Below are 20,580 nucleotides of genomic sequence, written 5' to 3'. Positions count from 1 at the left end.
ACGTCAGCCTTATTCAGTGCCTGAGGCATCGCTTGCTCCGTGCCCGGCTTCCGAGAGCACCTCTTCAGCCACCGGCAGATCCGGCAAATCCATGACTTTGGGCCGCCTCTTACGACGGGTTTTAGCAGGAATCAGATCCCGCATGAAGTCGAGTTTTCCAAAACAGAGCAGCCGGTCGTTGGACTCCAGTACCCGATCTGAACGGGGGTTGGGAATCACCGTCGTCCCGCGATAGAGCGTCAGGACGTTGATATCCTTATCTCTCAAGCCGGAAGCCTGGATCGTCTTGCCTACGTATTCTGAACCCTCGGGAATATAAATCTCGGTCACGCCATATCCCCGACTGACGGTGAGTCGTTGCCTGAGATCGATTTCCGGGAAATCCACCTGGGCAGCGATGTAGTCAATGATCGCACCGGCAATGTCCAGTTGGGTACATTTTTCGATCCCTTCCAGCCCCGGCGAGGAATTGACTTCCATGATCTGGGGACCGTCTTTGCCCTCAAGCATATCAACGCCGGCGACTTTCAGACCCATGATTTGAGAAGCCCGGACCGCGGTTTTACAATAGGTTTCATCGAGAACGACCGGTTCGGTCAGACCGCCACGGTGGACGTTGCTGCGGAACTCCTGCCCCTGGGCGACACGCCGCATGGCAGCGACAACACGATCCCCGACCACAAACGCCCGGATATCGCGTCCCTTACTTTCCGCGACGAACTTCTGAATCAGTACGTTCTGCTTCTGGTTCTGCAGCAGTTCGATGATGGCTTCCGCGGACTTCACGGATTCCGCCAGCAGAACGCCGATCCCCTGAGTTCCTTCCAGCAGCTTGATGACAACCGGTGCGCCCCCTACCCGTTCGATGGCGGGGAGCACATCTTTTTTATCGCGAACGAATGTCGTCTGCGGAATGCCGATCTGGTGTCGGCTGAGGATCTGCAGACTACGGAGTTTATCGCGGGAATTGGTGATACCGGCCGAGGTGTTGGCACAGAAAATGTCCATCTGCTCGAACTGCCTGACGACGGCGGTTCCGAAGTAGGTAATCGAGGCGCCGACACGTGGGAGGACCGCATCGTAATCGGAGATCGATTTCTGTCGAAAGAACAGGTCGGGTTCGGCCTGTTTGAGATCGATGGCAAATTTGAGTGTGTTGAGAACCTTGACTTTAAATCCGCGGTGTTCGGCAGCTTCGCGCAGCCGCCGCGTACTGTAACATCTGGGGCTGCATGACAGGATTGCCAGTTTCATAAGTTATCCTTTTCTAACCGGAAACAGCAGCAGAAACGGCTGCACTCAGGTTCGTTTCTCTCGAGGAGGCTTACCGCCATAGTAAGATTTTCCCGCATCCACAAAAAAACGCTGACGGAACGCCTCGCGACCGAGCAGCATTCGGAAGCCCATTTCATCCCGATTGGCCAACGTCAGTTCAACGGGCCAGTTGAAGCCGAGAAGTTCGATATTGGTCACAATGACAGGTCGCATGGTTGCTTTGCCACTGGAACTGCGAACCGAGCGATATTCGAAGATGCGGGCCTCAGCTTCGACGACTTCGTGTGTCCGGCGCTGGACAGGATGTACCTTGAAGCGAATCCATTCTTCCTGATCTCGCTCAAACCGGTGCAGGTCATAAGCATGGAGCGATGAGGAACGTGCTCCCGTATCAACTTTGGCTTTGATCAGGCCAATTCCCAGATCTGGAAGACTGATCCATTCACGCCAACCAATCACTGCGGGGTCAGATTTTTGTTTTTTCTTGCTCTGCAGTGTTTTCCTCACTTCGCTGCATCGCCTCCATTGCGTTATTCAAGGGATCAATATCCTTCGATTTTACATGACTTTGAGTGTAATCGCCAGTAAAGCCGCCTGAATTCAGCGATTTCCGGCTTTGAATTTGCCTTTCACGCGAAATCGCTGGACAAACCAGCGGGTGAATCTCTCCCTCTGATCCGCATAGTTTCTCTGAAGTGGCTAATCGATTTTAATGTGAAGGTCCGGTTCATCCAGATTTCTGCAGACCACTACAAAAACAGGCGATGCCCAAGGTGAGCATCGCCTGTGTATTTTCTTGATTAAGCTTGATTCGCTTACTTATCAGAGAGGCTGCCTTCGAAGTCCATAGGCATCGAAGAGTTCAACTTGGGAGCGTACTCGTAAGGAGCCGCGTACTGATACTGCATCGGTGCTTTCGGGTTGGCAAGATATTCATCATCGTGACCAAAGTTGGCAGCATTCGGAAACTGAGGAGTGGCGGTCCACGGAGGATTCCCACCAGCAGGAGCATTGATCCGCTCGGCCCAACCCAGTGTCACATTAACTTTGCTGACAGCGCCCTTCTCTCCCACCTGAACTACGGAGAGGGTCACGTTCTGCCCCGGCTGTGCTTTCGCCAGAAGTGCGTTCAATTGACGTACGGAAGCCAGACGATGCTTGCCGAACGAAAGAATGATGTCGTATTTCATCAGCCCTGCTTTGTCGGCTGGTGAGCCGGGAGCGACATGCATGATGACCACACCATACCCCGGATTGCCATCCAGGTTCGTTCCGACACCAGTCCACCAGTCAGGAGCACCATTTGTCAGATGAGCGGCCAGAGGACCGGAGGCATCTGTGGCAACAACCCCCAGGGTCGCTTTGTAATACTTCGAATAATGCTGATTCAGCCGCGCCTTGTGTGCTTCACTCATCAGAGCAGCATACTTCTGGCGGGGAGACAGATTCGGATCAATACTTTGGGGAGCAGCATTGGGAGCAGATTCCTGCGCCTGTGATTCGTAGTTCACGATCAAAAAGAGTGTGAGAAGACAAAGCAAGCCCTTGCTCGTTATAGACTTCTGCAGATTCATCTTGGTAACCCTTTATCTCAAAATATGTACGAGACACATGATATTTCTGATTGCTGAGCTTCTCGACCTGAGGGCAATCAAACAATCGCCGCACTCAACGTATTTACCCTATCCTAGCTTACGCATATACCTTGTCAAACACGGATTCAGAAATATGATGATTCCAGGCAACACTCAGTTATCCACACGTCCACTAACCGGAATTACCCCGAATCGACAACTGGTTCTGGAAGCCAGCCTGAGGAGTGGTTAAGCTGAGAAAAGTCGGGATCCCGGCTTCAGATCATTCTCAAGACGCTCAACAGGAAGAATCATTATGCCCTCTGCTCCCCTGGACCGAATCAGCCACTCGCTGTTCGGCTTGACCTGTCTGCTACTGGCACTGCTGCTCCCCCTGGATCATCTGTCCGCAGCCCAGCGGCCAAATATCCTGCTGATTGTTGCCGACGATCTGGGGTATTCCGACCTTGGTTGTTTTGGTGGAGAAATCGAAACACCACAACTCGATTCCCTGGCAAAAGACGGTGTGCGGCTGACCCAGTTCTACAATACCGGTCGCTGCTGTCCTTCTCGCGGATCGATCATGACCGGGCAATACCCGCATCGCGTCGGACTGGGGCACATGACGCGGAGCCTGAATCAGCGCGGCTACCAGGGACATCTCGACGATCAGGCGATTACGATCGCGCAGATTTTACAGCAGGGTGGCTACCGCACGTTTCTCTCTGGTAAATGGCACCTCGGAACAGAAGACCCGACCAAGCACGGCTTCGAAGAATTTTACGGGACGCTGGTCAGCGCCAAAACGTTCTGGGACGTCGATCATTTCACCCGTCTCCCCGCCACCCGCGATACGCATACTTATCCTAAGGGAGAGTTCTACGGGACTGATGCCCTGGGGGACTATGCCATTGATTTTATGCGGATGGGCCGACGGAATCCCGATCAGCCCTGGTTCCTCTATCTCGCATTCAACGCACCGCACTTCCCACTGCATGCCCCCAAAAAAGGAATTGAGAAATACGCAGATCGCTACCACATCGGCTGGGATCAGGTCCGGCAACAGCGGCTGGCACGCATGAAACAACTGGGGATCGTACCTGAAGAAACCAAACTTTCGCCGCGATCCCGTTACTGGGATTGGGGAGAAGCCGAAGCACGCGTCAACCCGGCCTGGGATTCACTCCCCACTGACCGCCGAGGAGATCTGGCACGCCGCATGGCAATCTTTGCTGCGATGGTCGATCGTCTGGATCAGAATGTAGGACGCGTATTAACCAGCCTGCGCCAGAACAACGAGTTGGAGAACACGCTGATCATCTTCACGTCAGATAACGGAGCCTGTGCCGAGTGGGATCCGTTTGGCTTTGATATCCGATCCAGTCGCAATAACACACTCTACTGGGGCGATCAGCTTGATCGCATGGGAGGCCCGGATACGCATCACAGTGTCGGTTCCGGCTGGGCTAATGCCTCCAACACCCCCTGGCGTCTCTACAAGCATTATAATCACGAAGGAGGCATCGCCTCTCCAGGGATCGTCCACTGGCCTGCCAGTGTAAAGCAGTCCGGCAAAATCATCTCCACTCCCGCACACATTATTGACATTGTTCCCACCCTGCTGGAGGCAGCCCAAGTCGCATATCCGGAAAGCTGGGATAATATACCGACGATTCCCCTGCCAGGACGCAGCCTGCTGCCGTTACTTCAGGGTAAACCTCAATCCGAACGGACTCTCTACTTCGAGCACCAGGGAAACCGGGCAATTCGCGAGGGTCGCTGGAAACTGGCTGCCACCCGGGGCGGCCCTTGGGAGTTGTATGATGTCTCCCGCGACCGGACCGAGCTGAACGATCTGGCGAAAGCGGAACCGGAACGGGTTCAGCAACTTGCCCGAAAGTGGGATCAGTGGGCACAGGAGAACTTCGTGCTGCCCTTCCCTCAGGATTATCGCATCGATTATCTGGCACCGCTGCAGAAACCGTAGTCTTTCCCAATCCAGCGCATAAAAAACCGAACTGGCCAGGTTGACCAGTTCGGTTGCAGGTTGTTCATACAGAGTCAAACATCGACAGTTAGTTCCCTGAAGTAGAGGTGCTGCTCCCGTCGGTGTTCTTGTCTTTCTGATCCAGACGAACCATCAGCCATTGCTCGGTCTTTTCCTTGCCAATGTGAACCAGCAGGGGTGCTTCGTCTTTGGTGAGGTTATAGATCCCTGTGTCGTAGACAGTGTTTTTATCGTCGCCGACAGTCCAGGCTGCCCGCTGAGTCTTTTTATCGACCGAGCCCTGAATCTGCTGCGTCTTCTTAGTCTTGGTATCGGTGAAGTTCCCTCTCAGGATTCCATCCTTGTTCACAGCCAGTTCGACCACATTGTCCGACTTGGTTTCCCCCGTCGGTGAGAGTGCAAACACGCCCAGCGGCATCCATTTCCCCTGGTCACTGACATCCGCCGAAGCACCAGCCTGAGCCAGTTGACTGGCCTGCTGAGTGTACTCTTCAGCGGTTCCCACATCCTGATTATTGACGTAGACGCTGTTGTCCTGGTAGACCACGTTATTCCCGTAGTCATAGTAGATCGGCTGCATGTTCGACCAGGCAAACCAGTCCATCATCGCTCCCCACGTACAGACCGTCCAGGCGTAGCCAGCCGGCCAGCCGTGAGCATACCAGACACCAGGGTGAGCAGAGTACCAGCCGGGATAATACATCCCCCAGCCATAAAAACCGCCGCGAATCACAGCACCATGATAGTAACGTGTCGAAGGAGGGACATGCACGAAGCCGGCAGCATAACCACCATTTGGTCCATGGACGATACCACCTGCGGTAGCGCCTCCGCCGGGACCACGCACAACACCGCCCGCAGCACCACCACCATTCGGACCGACAACCCGGCCGCCCGCAGCGGAGCCGCCATCGCGACCGACAACGCGTCCGCCGGCAGCACTGCCCCCATCCGGTCCAACGACTCTCCCGCCGGCCGCGGATGCTCCACCGGGGCCGACGACACGACCACCGGTAGCAGAACCACCATTGTTACCTGTAATACTTCCGCCCGCGGCATGCCCACCGTCAGGACCAATCGCTCCACCGCCTGAAATGGTATTTCCCCGCGGCCCGGTATAGCTGCCTTCACCGGCGATTCCACCATTTGGTCCGTGATAGACGTTACCGGAACCAGAGCCGTTAGCAATCGAGCTGTTCACAGTGTTGCGACCGGTAAAGTCTTGAACCTGAGGATGCGAGTTGGTGACTGCGTTATGACCGGCGTCTGAAGGGAGCCCCAGAAAATTATCCAGGCCCTGACGCGTCGGTCGCTGATTGAAATTCATGTTACCCATATTGAGCGAACCATCGTTACGCAGACCACGGCCGCCATTCAATTGATTGAGGTTACCCCGGTTAAACTGTCCGTTGTTGAAGCGGCTCAAGTTATCGCCATTCGTCCGGTCACCCGAACGAACCGAGTTCATGAAATTAGAGTCGAAGCCGGTTTTATCGTTGAAGCGGCCAGGTTGATCGAAGCGACTTCCGTAATTCGAGAAGCGGCTGCCATCAAAATTACCGCCACCTAAATTACCGCCACCTAAATTACCACCATTGAAGTTGCGACCACCGCCGCCGAAATTGCCTCCACCGAAGTTACCACCGCTGAAATTACGGGCACCTCCACCAAAGCCGCCTCCGCCTCCGAAGCCACCACCTCCGCCGCCGCGAAAACCGCCTCCACCACCACCATGGAAACCACCGCCACCAAATCCGCGGGCCCAGGCAACCGACAGATCAGCCGACACGAAACTCAGGGCTGTGACTGCGATGAGACTGATGAAAATTCTCATACCATTTATCCTCAACTAAAAAGTTTGATTGTCTTAAATCGAAGTGCCTTATCGAGCCTATTGCCGTCGCGAAACAACCTCGAGTGCATCGGACAGTTCCACGCCATTCACTGTTCGATTCACGGATTGCCAGCGGCAGCCGTTCTTATCGATTTTGGTGATGACATTGTTGGCACTGGTCAGCATGCCGTCTGCAGTCACACCCCGCGATTCAATCACCCATCCGTTCTCCACGGGAGACCAGATTCCAATCGCATGACTGCCATCGGTGTTGAAGGTCCACGACATGATGTCCCCCGTAAGTGGATCCACACCGATGATCTGTGTGCCCATCACTTGCGGCTTATCGCCGGACAGGGTCTGTGCAGTAAAAGTGCGTTCGATAAATTTGTTGCCCGGCATCCAGCGATAGACGGTCTTGAGTGTCACCCCCACATCCTCAGCTTCCCAGCTGCCGATGAGCCATTCCAGATCCTTCAGGTTCACCTGCGTCGCCGGGGGAATCAGATTCGATTCCTTCACGCTGACCATTTTCCACTTCCCCTTCTGCCTGACGTGGGTCGCGGTATATTGACTGTAGTCTGCAGCCCCTTCGGGAACTGCCACCATGGTGCGGCCCTCTTCAATTGCCAGGTCATCACCGATCTGGCGAACGGAATCAACCGAGATCTGAATTTGTGCTTTTTTGTTCGCTTTGAAGTACGCTGCATATGCTTTCTGAATCGCCGGGCGGCCTACCAGTCGCATGCCGCTGGCTTCCACATATTCCCCTTCCGGTGCCCAGAAGGAAGCGACTTGCTCTGCCTTACCCGCATCAAATGCTTTCTTGAATTCCACCGCAACTTTGCGAATGGCCTGTTCGGCCGCCGATGGTTTCGACTTGGTTTCAGCAGCGGTTGCTTTCTCAACAGCCTCCGCTTCACCAGAAACAGGAGTCCGCTGATATTGTGCTGATAATTCAGAACAGTCCAGCAGCAGACCGGTAGATAACACAGAGAAAAAGAGCCCCCAGCGGGCCAGATACGGAGAGAGATTCATCCTGATGTCTTTCAGAAAGGAGTTCGCGTTTGCTTGGATCGTGAGAGAGTTTACCCGCTGTTCAGCAACCAACAGCGCCTGGTTTTATTCTATTCCTGTCTATTCAATAATGCACGTATAATCTATGATCTCTTCGAGAAAATTCATGAGCCGTTCACTGTAACGGAGTAATTCTCTGACCAACTACGACCGTGACGCCAGGATAGATAAAAATATTCTCAACTGTCTTTCAGTCATAAGACCTTCAAGCCAAATTGGCAAAGTTCAGACCGTGATATCAGCCCCCGTGAATAAGACCCCCTGATGCTGCACCGCCTTAAACAACTCGCTCCTTTGCTGGTGATTACCATCTTTGTGGGAGCCATCTGGCTGCTGGTCAGGGAGCTGAAGCATTACAACATCCACGATATCCGCTCGGCTGTAGAGCAGATTCCCGCCTGGCGACTCTGGGCAGCCGGGGGCTTGACCGTTCTCAATTACGTCTTGCTGATCGGTTATGACTATCTGGCAGTCCGGGCAATTCAGCATCCACTTTCTCTGGGCAAGATCTCGCTGGCTTCCTTTACCGGTTTTGTCACCAGCTACAATTTCGGCGCCCTGCTGGGAGGGACCTCGGTTCGCTATCGTCTGTATTCCGCCTGGGGTCTGACGGCGATGGAAATCCTGCAGCTGATGCTCATGCTGGGAACGACCTACTGGGTCGGCGTGTTTGCACTGGCCGGGGTCGTTTTTCTTTCCCATCCTTTCCCGATCCCCGCATCGTTACACCTTCCCTTTTCCAGTGTTCAACCACTGGGGGGACTGTTACTGGCTGTTGCGATTGTTTATGCCTCGCTGACACTTATCCGCAAATCACCCATCCGGGTCAAAGGCATTGAACTGCGTCTGCCTAGCACCAGGATGACCTTATTACAGCTGGCCGTCTCGGCGGGAGACCTGCTGCTGGTCGCCGCGATCGTGTATACCCTGCTCGCGCATAATCTCACCATTGGCTACGGGGAGTTTCTGGGCATCTTCCTGATGGCGACAGTGACTGTGGTACTTTCCCATGTACCGGGAGGGGTCGGCGTCTTTGAACTGGTAATTCTCACACTCGTCGCCTCCCCTTCTTCGGCTAAAATCCTGGCAGGGTTGCTGGTCTTTCGGGTGATTTACTACCTGATCCCCCTGTTTTTCGCTGTGATATTGATGGGCCTGCATGAGCTCTCCCTCAATCGCGGCCTGGCGCGACGCACACTGCAGCAGGCGAATCGCTGGTCGGCGGCAATCGCCCCCCTGATTCTTTCCTGGTGCACGCTGCTGGCGGGGGCTGTCCTGCTCTTTTCGGGTGCCACCCCCATCGTCACAGCCCGCCTGGGTCACCTGCAGCAGACGCTCCCCCTGCCCCTGGTCGAGATTTCACATTTCCTGGGGAGTCTGATCGGTGCAGCCCTGCTGGTTCTGGCCCGGGGACTCCAGCGGCGACTCGATTCGGCCTGGTGGCTGATTACCGGCCTGCTGAGCCTGGGGATCCTGGTCTCTCTGCTGAAAGGCTTCGACTATGAAGAAGCGATTCTCCTGGGCATCATTCTGCTGGCCCTGCTCCTCAGCCGACGACAGTATTATCGCAAGGGAACCCTGATTCACGACCGCTTCAGTCTTCCCTGGGCGGCTACCATCCTGAGCATCGTACTCTGTTCGCTCTGGCTCGGACTGTTTGCCTATCGGAACATCGAATATTCCCACGAACTCTGGTGGGCGTTTACAATCAAAGGCGACGCTTCACGTTTCATGCGGGGCAGCATCGGTGCGATCTCGGTGGTGCTGCTCTTCTCCTTTGCGAAATTAACCTCCGCCCAGCGTCCCCAGGCACACCCGCCAACAACGGACGAACTGGCACTGGTCAGACAACTCGTGACAGCCTCACCAGTCACGTCTACACGGCTGGCATTACTGGGAGATAAATCCCTGCTGTTCAATCCACAGCAGACGGCGTTCATTATGTATGGCATCCAAAAACGGTCCTGGATCAGCCTGGGAGATCCAGTCGGGCCTGAAGCGGACCGGGCCGAACTGGTCTGGCAGTTTCGCGAACTCGTGGACCTCTACGATGGCTGGCCCGTCTTCTATCAGATCAGACCGGAAAACCTCTCAATATATCTCGACCAGGGGCTGACAATCCTCAAATTGGGCGAAGAGGCACGGGTCCCTTTAACCGAGTTTGAACTCTCCGGCGGGAAACGACGAAAGCTCCGTCAGGCAATTAATCACTGTGAACAGGCAGAATGTGAATTCACGATCATCCCCCGGGAGCAGGTTCCTGCCATCCTTCCGGAACTGAAACGGATCTCTGATGACTGGCTGCAGTCTAAGAGCACGAAGGAAAAAGGATTCTCCCTGGGTTACTTTGACGAAACCTATCTGTCGCAATTCCCGATCGCTGTCGTCAAACAACGGGGAACGATCATTGCCTTCACGAATATCCTCGAAGGCGCCGACAAAGAAGAACTCTCAGCCGACCTGATGCGTTACGATCAGACAGCGCCTCCGGGTGTGATGGAATACCTGTTTGTGAAACTGATGCTCTGGGGACAGACAGAAGGTTATGCCTGGTTCAATTTCGGCATGGCTCCCCTTTCCGGGATCGAAAGTCGTCCACTGTCCCCCGTCTGGAACCGGACGGCGAACCTGATCTTCCGCTATGGCGATCATTTCTACCGCTTTGAAGGTCTGCGCAGCTACAAAGAAAAATTCGATCCGGTCTGGACTCCCAAGTACCTGGCAGCGCCCGGCGGACTGGCACTACCTCAGATCTTACGAGACCTGGTTGCCCTGATTGGTAAACCCCACACTGATTCGATCCGGAGATCGCACGATGGACCACTGGGATAAAAGAGAAGGCTCTCCCGTACATTTGGGAGAAACCTGGGTTCCCTCAGAGAACGCTTATAACTTCGCCATCTATTCGAAACACGCCGAACAGGTGAAGCTGCTCTTCTTCACCGAGGACAATCTGTTCGAACCGGTCTACGAATTTGCGTTCGACTATCTGCGCAATAAGTCTGCTGAAATCTGGCACTGCCGGATTCCCAAAGAGAAGATCATATCTGCAAAATACTACGCCTACCAGATCGACGGTCCCGCGCCGGATGGCATATATGACTGGCATGCCTTTGATCCGGATAAGCTGCTGTTTGACCCCTATTCCCACAACCTTTTCTTCCCCCCCCTGTTTGATCGTCAGCGAGCCTGCCTGCCGGGCTCCAACATCGGACATGCCCCGCTCTCGGTATTACAGTCGATTGAATGCGCCTTTAACTGGGATGACGACCAGCATATCCATCACACTTCTGACCTGGTCATCTACGAGATGCACGTCAAGGGGTTTACCAGACGTGAGAACTCTGGAGTCTCGGCTGATGCCCGGGGTACGTTCGCGGGTGTGATCGAAAAAATCCCGTATCTCCTGGAACTGGGAGTGACCGCGGTTGAACTGATGCCCGTCTATCAGTTCGACGACGACGATGGTAATTACTGGGGATACATGCCCCTGGGCTTCTTCGCGCCGCATGATGCGTACTGCAAATCAGACGACACCTGCGAACGCCACATCGAATTTTGTGAAATGGTCAAAGCCCTGCACACAGCCGGCATCGAAGTTATCCTGGATGTGGTTTACAACCATACCGGCGAGGGAAACGAACAGGGCCCCACCTACAGTTTCAAAGGAATCGACAACACCACCTATTACACGTTGACTGACAACCCCCGAGATCCGTTCGCCAATTATTCAGGATCGGGCAACACACTCCATACCGCCAACCGGGCCGTCCGGAAGATGATCGTCGACAGTATGCACTACTGGGTCAAGGAGATGCACGTAGACGGTTTCCGCTTTGACCTGGCCAGCATCCTCACCCGCCGACTGGATGGGAGCATTGATGAATCGAACCCGACCACGATTGGACAGATTGGTTCAGACAATACCCTGACGGACCGCCGCTTCATCGCAGAACCCTGGGATGCCGCGGGAGAGTTTCAGCTCGGCTCCCGTTTTCCCGGTCATCGCTGGATGCAATGGAATGCCGCCTACCGAGATACCGTGCAACAGTTCGTGCGAGGGGATTCTGGAAAAGTCGCAGACCTCATGACTCGCATCTACGGCAGTTGTGACCTGTTTCCCGATGACTGCCTGCACGCCCTGCGACCATACCAGAGCGTCAACTATATCACTTCGCATGACGGCTTTACCCTGTATGATCTGGTCTCGTATAACAGCAAACAGAACTGGGCCAACGGTCACAACAATACCGATGGAACCAACGATTACAGCTGGAACTGCGGCTGGGAAGGCGCAGACGCACCTCCCGAAGTCGAACAGCTCAGAAAGCAGCAGGCCAAAAACCTGTTTGCGCTGTTGATGGTCTCTAATGGTTCGCCCATGTTTCGAATGGGTGACGAATTCCTACAGACCCAGGAGGGCAACAACAATCCGTACAACCAGGACAACGAAACGACCTGGCTCGACTGGGATCGACTCGAGACGCACCAGGATTTCTTTCGTTTCGTCAAACTGATGATCGCCTTCCGAAAACGGCACTCGACAGTCTGCCGTTCCCATTTCTGGAGAGAAGATGTAAAATGGTATGGAGTTACACGCTATGTCGATCTGACGCCTGCCGCGAAAACGCTGGCGTTCTGTCTGCATGGTCAGAGTGAAGCGGACGTCGATTTGTATGTCATGATCAATGCTGCCGCCAACACCTGCATTTTTGGAATTCATGAAGGAACTCCCGGAGAATGGCAGCGGGTGGTCGACACGGCCCTGCCCAGCCCGGAAGATGTGCTGGAACCAGAGTCCCTGAAGCCGGTTTCCGCAGCAACCTATGATGTGCAGGCACGGTCGGTTGTCATTCTGATCAGGCAAAAGCGTATCTTATAAATAGTCACTCTTCAGCTGCGAAAGATGAGACGAAATATGGAAGGTTATGCTCAAGTCATCGGCAGTCTGATGATTCTCTTCGTCATTGTGATCATCTCCCGCCGAAGCTTTAAACGGAAAACTGTGTCAGATTCGCAGGCCCCACAGAATCAGGCGACCGAACAACCGCCGTCAGATTCGGATCAAAACACAACTTAAATCTGTTTCGCGCTCAGTATTACCCGCCAGGATGCAATTCTTTTTACAGGAGGTTACGGGCCATGGATGAGTTTCAACCACCGGCAAGCGGTGCTTCGATTACAACTCGCTGTTGTGTTGTCGGCGGAGGGCCAGCGGGATTATTTCTCGGCTATCTACTGGGGCGGGCCGGCGTGGAAGTCATCGTATTGGAAAAACACAAAGATTTCCTGCGTGACTTTCGTGGTGACACCATTCATCCTTCCACACTGGAACTGATGCATGAACTGGGCCTGCTTGATGAATTCCTGAGCCTCGCGGACAAACACTTCGAATCTCTGAAACTCAATTTTGAAGGTCAGGATGTCGAAGGGCCTTACTTCACACATCTGCCGACCAAATGCAAATTCATCACCTTTGCGCCACAGTGGGATTTCCTGAATATGCTGGCTCGGCATGCCGCTGAATTCCCCAACTTCCAGGTACACATGCAGTCGAAAGCCACCGGCCTGATCTTTGACGGAGACCAGGTCGTGGGTGTCAAGGTGGAAGGAGTGAATGGAGAATATGAAATCCGAGCCGATCTAGTCGTCGGTGCCGACGGTCGAGGATCGGACATGCGCCACGAAGCAGGTGTCGAAATCGTCGAAAAAGGGATTCCTATCGACGTACTCTGGTTCCGGGTCAGCAAAGCAGGTGAAGTCACCGACAACACACTGGCCCGCATTCGAGATGGGAGAATGTTAATCACCATCGACCGCGGAGACTACTTTCAAACCGGGATGATCATTCACAAAGGTTCCTTCGATGACTTAAAGCAGGAAGGCCTCGAGGCCTTCCGCAACCGGGTCGTCGATATTCTGCCCGCTCTCTCTGATGGCATCAACGACATCGACTCGTGGGATAAGGTCCGTCTGCTGACCGTGCAGCTGAATCATATTACTAACTGGGCTCGTCCGGGGCTGCTGTTCATTGGAGACGCGGCCCATGCGATGTCTCCTGTGGGAGGTGTTGGCGTCAACCTCGCAGTGCAGGATGCGGTCGCAGCAGCCAATATCCTGGCGGACCCACTCTATAATGAAACCCTGACTCTGTCAGATCTGAAGCGGGTACAACAGCGGCGTGAACCACCGGCTCTCCATATGCAGCGCCTGCAGGTCTTCGCACACCAACGACTGTTCGGCGGTAGCAGCATCCCCGGTAAACCGATCTCGATTTCCTGGCCGTTACGGAAAATGGCTGGGCTGCTTGCCCCGATTCTCAGACGCAAAGCAGGAAAAATCATCGGACTCGGTTTACTGCAAGAGCATATCGAATGCCCCAGTCGCGCCCCTCGCCCTGCAGAAGCGCCAGTAAAATAAACCTATTCTAAGGGAAGTCCTCCTGTAAAGAGAAACTGCTGGAAACGGCATTCCCATGACTGCTACAATCGAGCAGTACACGATTTAAGTCCGTTTCCTGTGAAGGAGCAGCATGTACCACTCGATTCTGCAGGCATGCGTCTGCTGTCTCATCCTGAATCTCGCACTCTTATCGCCAGCCGGTGAAACCGCTCCCGATCCGGCTCTGGTTCGATCAGCCATTTCCCGTTCCATCCCTCTCATCGAAAAAGCAGCCGCCGGTTCAGCCCGCGAACGAACCTGTTTCACCTGTCACAACCAGGCCCTGGCCGTCCTGGTTTTCAGTGAAGCCCACCTGCGGGGATTCAAAATAGATCAGACCAATATTCAAAGACAGGTCGATCACACAGCAGCAGCCCTCAAGCGGGGGCTGGAAAAATATCAGGCGGGACAGGGTCAGGGAGGTGGTCCTGATATGGCCAGCTTTTCCCTCTGGACACTGGAGATGGCGGGCAGAAAACCGGATGAAGTCACAGCAGCCGTCACCGGCTATCTGCTGGAACGCAACCGCTCCCGCGATCACTGGCTGCGTAATTCTACCCGGCCTCCGTCCATGTCCAGCGATACCAACACCAGTTATTTCGTGATCCGAGCACTGAGAAATTTTGGAACCGAGGAACAACAACCCCTTATCCAGGAACGTCTCGATCAGAGCCGAGACTGGTTCCTGAAACTCAAACCGGCATCCAACGAAGAACGGGTCTTTCAGTTAAGAGCCTTTCTGGAACTAAGCGTTGAAGAGTCACGTATTCAATCGGCAACCCGGGAACTGACACAGCTGCAGAATTCTGATGGGGGCTGGTCTCAACTCCCCGAGATGAACAGCGACGCTTACGCAACAGGGACCGTGCTGGTGGCTCTCTTACGGTCGGGGCAACTGAAGGCAAACAATCTGAGCATTCAACGCGGCATAAAATACCTGCTCGAGACTCAGCAAGCGGATGGCTCGTGGTATGTGAAATCGCGTGCCAATCCATTCCAGACTTACTTCGAAACTGGCTATCCGCACGGGAAAGACCAGTTCATCTCGGTCACCGCGGCCAGTTGGGCCACCGTTGCACTGCTGCTGACTCTGCCGACCGATGAATAATCTGTGAGAATCATCAGATTCGATTATGTCCGCGTGCAGCAATCTGTTATAACTCTGGGGAAGTTGCCACGAATGCAACAGTTAATGACAGCGTCGCACTGTATTGCCAGCCCGATCATCAGGAGGATTCTAGATCATGTTTACCCGCATCTCAAATGGATGGGCGCTCTCAAAACAGAGTTTTCACGTCCTAATGCTGGATAAAGAACTGCTGCTGTTTCCCATCATGAGTGGCATTTCCTGTCTGCTGGTACTGGCCAGCTTTGCCCTGCCTCTGTGGAACAGTAAATATGTTGATGTCATCATGAACGATCAGCAGGCCCCACAGGATCCTGTCGCCTATCTGATCCTGTTTGCTTTCTATTTCGTGAATTACTTCGTGATGATCTTTTTCAACTCGGCCCTGATGTCCTGTGCCATCATTCGCCTGAAGGGGGGCAATCCGGGAATCGGCGATGGTTTCAACTCCGCCCTCAACCGCCTGCCGCAAATCGCCGGTTGGGCTCTGGTAAGTGCAACCGTAGGTTTCATCATCAAGATGATCGAGTCCCGCTCTGAGAGACTGGGACAGTTTGTCGCCGGTCTGCTCGGAATGGCCTGGTCGATTACGACTTATTTCGTGATCCCCGTCCTGGTAGTCGAACGGAAAAACCCCTTTGAGTCAATCAAACGCTCCGTCGGTATTCTGCGCGAGACCTGGGGCGAATCACTGGTTGCCAACTTCGGTATCGGCATGATCATGTTCCTGGTCATGATCCCACTGTTTGCGATGATTGTGGGTGGAGGCTTCTTAATCAGTTCAGGAAGTGTCGCCCTCGGTGGAGCTCTGATCGGAGTCGCCATTTTCGGTATCCTGCTGGCATCCCTAGTTTCCTCCGCCTGCCATTCGATCGTCATCGCGGCCATCTACCTCTATGCTGCTGAGGAAGAAGTTCCAGAAGTCTTCGATCATGATCTGATCGCGCATGCCTTCGCTCAGAAATAGAACCGATCGATGCATCTGAAGCAGATTCGAATCAGGAACCCGGATCTGCTTCTCTCCAGATGCGACGGCACTCCAGCGGAAAATCGGTCAGCATGCCTTCTACTCCAGCCGCACGGATCTGATTCCAGACCTTTGGATTCCGACGGGCCTCCCCTGCTCCACCAAAATTAAACAGCACCTGTTTCCCCTGCTGTTTGAGATAGTCAACTTCTGACTTTTCGGGAACAAAGGTCAGCAGAAAAACATCCAGTTTTCCCTCACTGAGACGAGCTTCCAGATTCTTCCGGCTGACATTTTGTCCGACGCGAAACTTTGGATTCAACTTTTTCAGACGCTGACTCATTTCAGCACTCTGATCGAAGCCAAAACACTCGCCGAACAGATCATATTTCTCCAGCAGTTGAATCAGTTTGTGTTCACCTTCCGGATTCAGCTGCTTGATGTTCAAGGCGATCACAGTCTCGCCCCGTTTGCGATCCCTGATCAGCTTCAGAGTCTCTTCCAGAGTGGGAATCCGGGTCTCCGCGAAAGCAGGATCAAACCACCTTCCAGCATCCAGCTGTTGGGCTTCTGCCCAGGTGATGTCTCTGATGGAATGTTTGCCTCCGTCAGTTGTACGCTGCAGACTGTCATCGTGAATAATGACCAGTTCACCATCTTTTGTGGTTCGAATATCCAGTTCAATACCCAGCCCGAGATCCAGGCAGGTTGAAAATGCGGGGAGCGTATTTTCGGGAGCATGGCGCAGCAGCCCCCGATGCGCGATTAAGATTGGATCCCCTGCGAATAAAACCTCAGAGACGATGCTCAACGTACAGAGCAGACCGATTCCCATCTTTAGATAATTCAAAGCAACGCCCTTTCCGGATTCTGTTTTCATTCGGTTCTGAGTGAGACCAGACAACCAGTTTACAGAGTCTTTCAATTAAAATCAGCCTCCCGGATTAGAATCTGCTTGAACCAGCTTCGCTGGTCCCTTTATCATCGAAAGAGTTCACATCATTATCCGCCAGCTTTCGAATGGTAGAATGGTAACACTCATGCCTTTGAGAATCTTCCTGCTGCTCCTGCTCTGTTTTACAACCAGCTTACTGCGGGCTGCCGAAACAACTTTTGAACTGAAAATGTCTGCGGTAGAGTACCAGCGTTTTGTTTCAGGTCTCGGAAAGCAGGATCTGGCTCTTGCTGAAGTCAGTGTTTTTCCAGGACAGCGCTCCATTGAATTTGCAGCAATCGCCGTCCCTCGCACGAGCCAGCGCGACTGGAAAGCACATCACGGGCTGACGATCGGTCAGCTGAATCAGAAATTAGAAGAATATGCTGCAGATGGTTTTCAACCCGTGGATATCAGCGGATGTGAACTAAGAGGCTCAGCCCGTTATGCTGTCATCTGGGAAAAAGGGGCTGCTCCCGATTTCGTTTTGAAACATTCCCTCGATGATGCTGAGCTCAAGGAAACTCTGGAGACACTGAAAGAACAGGGCTATAGTCCGCTTTCCCTGGATGGATTTGCTCTCCGCAATAAAGCCTCCCATGCGGGGATCTGGGTGAAACAGCAGGCAAACGCCTGGGAAGCAGAATGTAATGTCCCCGCAGACAGTTTTCCTCAGACCTACGACGAGTTTATCGCGCGTGGCTATCGCCTGGAAGAACTCTGCGGGTTCAGTATTGGTAACACTCCCTTTTACCATGCCCTCTGGTCCAAAGTTTCCGGCCCGATCTGGCAGGCACGATTTCATTCTACTGCCAATCAATTAGAGGAAGTCGACAAGAAACGCAGAACCGAGAATCTGGAACTGGCTTACCTGGATGGCTACCAGGTAAATGGCAAGACTTTTTTCAATGCCATCTGGAGAAAACCGGAGCAGAGACCTCGCATGACTCCCTCACCGATCCGCTGGCAGACCGCCGCTGACATTCCGGTTACCGGTCTGGAACAACCGGAACTCGCCTCACTGGACCAGTCAATCAAAGAGTTCCTGCTCGAACACCATCCCCCGGGGGCCTCTGTCGCGGTCAGCTATCGCGGTCGCCTCGTCTATGCGCGCGGTTTTGGTTACGCCGATGTTGAGCAAAAGAAAAAGGTCCAGCCAGACAGCCAGTTTCGGATTGCCAGCCTCTCTAAGCCTATCACAGCCGTAGCCATCATGAAGCTCATCGAACAGGGAAAATTGCAGCTGGACACGAAGGTCTTTTCAGTCTTGAAAGATTACCAGAAGGAACTGGCAGCTCCAGAAGTCGATTCGCGACTGAAAGTTATCACGATTCAAAACCTGCTGAATCATACCGGAGGCTGGGACCGGGATACCTCCTTTGACCCCATGTTTCGTTCGGTTGCTTTCGCCAGACAACTGGGCAAGCAACCTCCCGCCGAAGCGGACGATGTAATTCGCATCATGGTACAGAAACCACTCGATTTTGCCCCCGGTGAAAAGTATGCCTACTCCAATTTTGGCTACTGCCTGCTGGGTCGAGTGATCGAAGAAGTGACGGGACAGCCTTACGCAGAATATGTGGAGCAGACGATCTGCCAGCCACTGGGTATGCAAGACACAGAACTCGGCAGGACACTACTCATCAATCGACGTCCCAATGAGGTCAAATACTACAGCGGCGATGTTGGTAGTACAGTCTATTCGAATAATACGCTCTCCGAAGTGCCGCGTCCGTATGGTGCCTGGTATCTGGAAGCAATGGACTCACATGGAGGCTGGATTTCTTCTGCCCCGGACCTGGTACGCTTCGCGACTGCGTTCAACCTGCCGGATGAATGCCCGATCCTGCAGGCTCCTGCCCTCTCTCAGATGTCTGCCCGTCCTGAAGGGAGTGCGGGCTTTACAGAAGATGGCGTCCCCAAAGTTGCTTACTATGCCTGTGGTTGGATGGTGCGGCCCATCGACACTGCAGGTAACGCAAACCACTGGCATATGGGAGCTCTGGATGGCACTTCAACCTTACTCGTCAGACGACTGGATCGAATAAACTGGGCCATTCTGTTCAATACCCACCAGGGTGCCGACCAGAAACGACTATCGAATCTGATCGATGCCCCCATGCATCGCTGGATCAACCAGATTGAAGACTGGCCTGAAAAAGATCAGTTTCGAGAAGATTGAATCGCTATGGTACACCTCTATTTTTTGAGGTGCCGATCAAAAAACTGGTAGGCTGTTTCACGCGTCGCAGGTGGAAAATCGTGCTGTGCTTCCGGATAAGTGGCCTGCAGATTCTCTGGGTGTCCTGATAACTGATAGACTGGCTGCGCGATCCGAATCACATCTTTCACCCCCGAGACCTCAAAATTACTGTCGCTCACGGGAGCACACGCCAGAAATGCCCGCGGCGCAAAGCTGGCCACGATCTCGGTGAAATCAAAGGGAACCTGATTCGGATCGTTTTGATATTTACTGTTGATCAACGGCATATAGCGGTCACTGGTCCAGCCTTTCAGCTTTCCACCGTAGTACTTATGGAAACGGGTGAAGCCACAGCTTGATACCAGGGCCTTGATGCGAGTATCAAAGGCCGCGGTAAACATCGTATTATGTCCCCCCAGTGAATGCCCCACACAACCGATCTGATCCGCGCTGACATAAGCCAGTGACTGCAACAGATCAATGGACCGCATATTGTCATAGATCGCCTTCAGGGTCCCACTACGGTATTCGGGATGCGCCTTGAAGTCATACGGATACTCGCCGAACGAAGGGTAATCGGGGGCGAGTGTGACATAGCCCCGCTCTGCCAGTTCGATCGCATACTTCAGATTGGGCAGTCCCCGAATCCCCGCCGGTTCCTCTTTTCCGATTTGCGAATTCGTCTGATGCAGGCAGAGGATGGCAGGCACTCGATGGTCGGCAGAGGCATCCGGAGGAATAAACAGATATGCCTTGACCCGCTGATGCAGATCGTCAGTGTGATACGAGATTTTCAGTCGCTTCACCTTGCCTAGATCCGTCTCTTCCAGCACTTTCATCTCCAGGGGCACTGGTTGCTTCGGCTGGGGCACTTCGCCCATCACGGTCTGCATATTGGACAGGATGTGCTGTCTCCGTGTTTGCCAGTCGTCCCAGGTTTTGACCGACTGTTTCTCATTATTCTGATCCAGATAGTAAGACAGATCCAGGTGCTCCCGATAAACGGGAGCACCCTGTTCTGTCTCAGACTGCTGTTCTGCCGCCTGTAACCCGGAGAGACATCCCCACAGACACATCATCCATCCACTTAGCCGCAGCATTTCTGATCCGCCTTTCTATAGAAGTTTCTCGCAGATTACAT

The 20,580-nt window shown here is 53.6% G+C and carries 14 protein-coding genes; 7 read left to right on the top strand and 7 right to left on the bottom strand.

Translation table 11 applies throughout. The features are described 5' to 3' along the window. Positions 1-9: 9 nt before the first annotated feature. The 3 genes from RID21_RS05340 to RID21_RS05330 form a co-directional block, all read right to left on the bottom strand. Positions 10-1,254, bottom strand: coding sequence for a RimK family alpha-L-glutamate ligase (locus RID21_RS05340; RefSeq protein ID WP_145439687.1), 1,245 nt, complete (start codon positions 1,252-1,254; stop codon positions 10-12). Positions 1,255-1,299: 45 nt separating this feature from the next. Continuing rightward, positions 1,300-1,782 carry an ATP-dependent zinc protease family protein gene (locus RID21_RS05335; protein ID WP_228030532.1) on the bottom strand — a complete coding sequence of 161 codons (483 nt, stop codon included), beginning with the start codon at positions 1,780-1,782 and terminating at the stop codon, positions 1,300-1,302. Positions 1,783-2,090: 308 nt separating this feature from the next. After that, positions 2,091-2,816, bottom strand: a complete 726-nt coding sequence (locus RID21_RS05330; protein ID WP_350187543.1) for a PDZ domain-containing protein — start codon at positions 2,814-2,816, stop codon at positions 2,091-2,093. 349 nt (positions 2,817-3,165) lie between these two features. Here RID21_RS05330 and RID21_RS05325 point away from each other — a divergent pair, with 349 nt between their 5' ends. Then, on the top strand, positions 3,166-4,836 hold the full coding sequence (locus RID21_RS05325; RefSeq protein WP_350187541.1) for an arylsulfatase: 1,671 nt from the start codon (positions 3,166-3,168) through the stop codon (positions 4,834-4,836). A gap of 88 nt (positions 4,837-4,924) precedes the next feature. Here the strand turns inward: RID21_RS05325 and RID21_RS05320 are convergent, their stop codons facing one another. Both RID21_RS05320 and RID21_RS05315 read right to left on the bottom strand, forming a co-directional pair. Further along, complete coding sequence (locus RID21_RS05320) at positions 4,925-6,691, bottom strand: protocadherin (protein ID WP_350187539.1); 1,767 nt, start codon at positions 6,689-6,691, stop codon at positions 4,925-4,927. A 57-nt stretch (positions 6,692-6,748) separates the two neighbouring features. Continuing rightward, on the bottom strand, positions 6,749-7,729 hold the full coding sequence (locus RID21_RS05315) for a YybH family protein (protein ID WP_350187537.1): 981 nt from the start codon (positions 7,727-7,729) through the stop codon (positions 6,749-6,751). Between the two features lie 303 nt (positions 7,730-8,032). Between RID21_RS05315 and mprF the strand changes: the two genes are divergently transcribed. From mprF to RID21_RS05290, 5 genes are all read left to right on the top strand, one after another. Beyond that, on the top strand, positions 8,033-10,600 hold the full coding sequence (gene mprF / locus RID21_RS05310; protein WP_350187536.1) for a bifunctional lysylphosphatidylglycerol flippase/synthetase MprF: 2,568 nt from the start codon (positions 8,033-8,035) through the stop codon (positions 10,598-10,600). Next, on the top strand, positions 10,584-12,650 hold the full coding sequence (locus RID21_RS05305; protein WP_350187534.1) for a glycogen debranching protein: 2,067 nt from the start codon (positions 10,584-10,586) through the stop codon (positions 12,648-12,650). Before mprF ends, RID21_RS05305 begins: the two co-directional genes overlap by 17 nt. Before the next feature lie 260 nt (positions 12,651-12,910). Then, positions 12,911-14,188 (top strand): FAD-dependent oxidoreductase, encoded by a 1,278-nt coding sequence (locus tag RID21_RS05300; protein ID WP_350187533.1) that lies wholly within the window; start codon positions 12,911-12,913, stop codon positions 14,186-14,188. Positions 14,189-14,300: 112 nt separating this feature from the next. Then, positions 14,301-15,317, top strand: coding sequence for a prenyltransferase/squalene oxidase repeat-containing protein (locus tag RID21_RS05295; RefSeq protein WP_350187531.1), 1,017 nt, complete (start codon positions 14,301-14,303; stop codon positions 15,315-15,317). Between the two features lie 136 nt (positions 15,318-15,453). After that, the gene (locus tag RID21_RS05290) at positions 15,454-16,302 is read left to right on the top strand and encodes a DUF6159 family protein (RefSeq protein ID WP_149336652.1); all 849 of its coding nucleotides are present in this window, start codon (positions 15,454-15,456) and stop codon (positions 16,300-16,302) included. A gap of 31 nt (positions 16,303-16,333) precedes the next feature. On the opposite strand, the gene RID21_RS05285 is transcribed toward RID21_RS05290, so the two are convergent. Next, a complete protein-coding gene (locus RID21_RS05285; RefSeq protein WP_350187530.1) occupies positions 16,334-17,182 on the bottom strand; it encodes a glycerophosphodiester phosphodiesterase in 849 nt (282 codons plus the stop codon). Positions 17,183-17,342: 160 nt separating this feature from the next. Between RID21_RS05285 and RID21_RS05280 the strand changes: the two genes are divergently transcribed. After that, a complete protein-coding gene (locus RID21_RS05280) occupies positions 17,343-19,418 on the top strand; it encodes a serine hydrolase (protein ID WP_350187529.1) in 2,076 nt (691 codons plus the stop codon). A gap of 17 nt (positions 19,419-19,435) precedes the next feature. Here RID21_RS05280 and RID21_RS05275 read toward each other — a convergent pair whose 3' ends face one another. Next, entirely contained in the window at positions 19,436-20,539 is a 1,104-nt protein-coding gene (locus RID21_RS05275; RefSeq protein ID WP_350187527.1) for an alpha/beta hydrolase, read from the bottom strand. Between the last annotated feature and the right edge of the window lie 41 nt (positions 20,540-20,580).

It is taken from the genome of Gimesia sp. (assembly GCF_040219335.1).
Taxonomy (GTDB): domain Bacteria; phylum Planctomycetota; class Planctomycetia; order Planctomycetales; family Planctomycetaceae; genus Gimesia.
This window is presented reverse-complemented; position numbering and strand designations above follow the sequence as displayed.

What these genes read in the sequence shown, in the direction of transcription:
- RID21_RS05305 (WP_350187534.1), top strand. Translation starts at nt 10,584, where the DNA reads ATGGACCACTGGGATAAAAGAGAAGGCTCTCCCGTACATTTGGGAGAA.
- RID21_RS05340 (WP_145439687.1), bottom strand. Translation starts at nt 1,254, where the DNA reads ATGAAACTGGCAATCCTGTCATGCAGCCCCAGATGTTACAGTACGCGG.
- RID21_RS05325 (WP_350187541.1), top strand. Translation starts at nt 3,166, where the DNA reads ATGCCCTCTGCTCCCCTGGACCGAATCAGCCACTCGCTGTTCGGCTTG.
- RID21_RS05300 (WP_350187533.1), top strand. Translation starts at nt 12,911, where the DNA reads ATGGATGAGTTTCAACCACCGGCAAGCGGTGCTTCGATTACAACTCGC.
- RID21_RS05320 (WP_350187539.1), bottom strand. Translation starts at nt 6,691, where the DNA reads ATGAGAATTTTCATCAGTCTCATCGCAGTCACAGCCCTGAGTTTCGTG.
- mprF (WP_350187536.1), top strand. Translation starts at nt 8,033, where the DNA reads ATGCTGCACCGCCTTAAACAACTCGCTCCTTTGCTGGTGATTACCATC.
- RID21_RS05290 (WP_149336652.1), top strand. Translation starts at nt 15,454, where the DNA reads ATGTTTACCCGCATCTCAAATGGATGGGCGCTCTCAAAACAGAGTTTT.
- RID21_RS05280 (WP_350187529.1), top strand. Translation starts at nt 17,343, where the DNA reads ATGCCTTTGAGAATCTTCCTGCTGCTCCTGCTCTGTTTTACAACCAGC.
- RID21_RS05285 (WP_350187530.1), bottom strand. Translation starts at nt 17,182, where the DNA reads ATGAAAACAGAATCCGGAAAGGGCGTTGCTTTGAATTATCTAAAGATG.
- RID21_RS05295 (WP_350187531.1), top strand. Translation starts at nt 14,301, where the DNA reads ATGTACCACTCGATTCTGCAGGCATGCGTCTGCTGTCTCATCCTGAAT.
- RID21_RS05315 (WP_350187537.1), bottom strand. Translation starts at nt 7,729, where the DNA reads ATGAATCTCTCTCCGTATCTGGCCCGCTGGGGGCTCTTTTTCTCTGTG.
- RID21_RS05275 (WP_350187527.1), bottom strand. Translation starts at nt 20,539, where the DNA reads ATGCTGCGGCTAAGTGGATGGATGATGTGTCTGTGGGGATGTCTCTCC.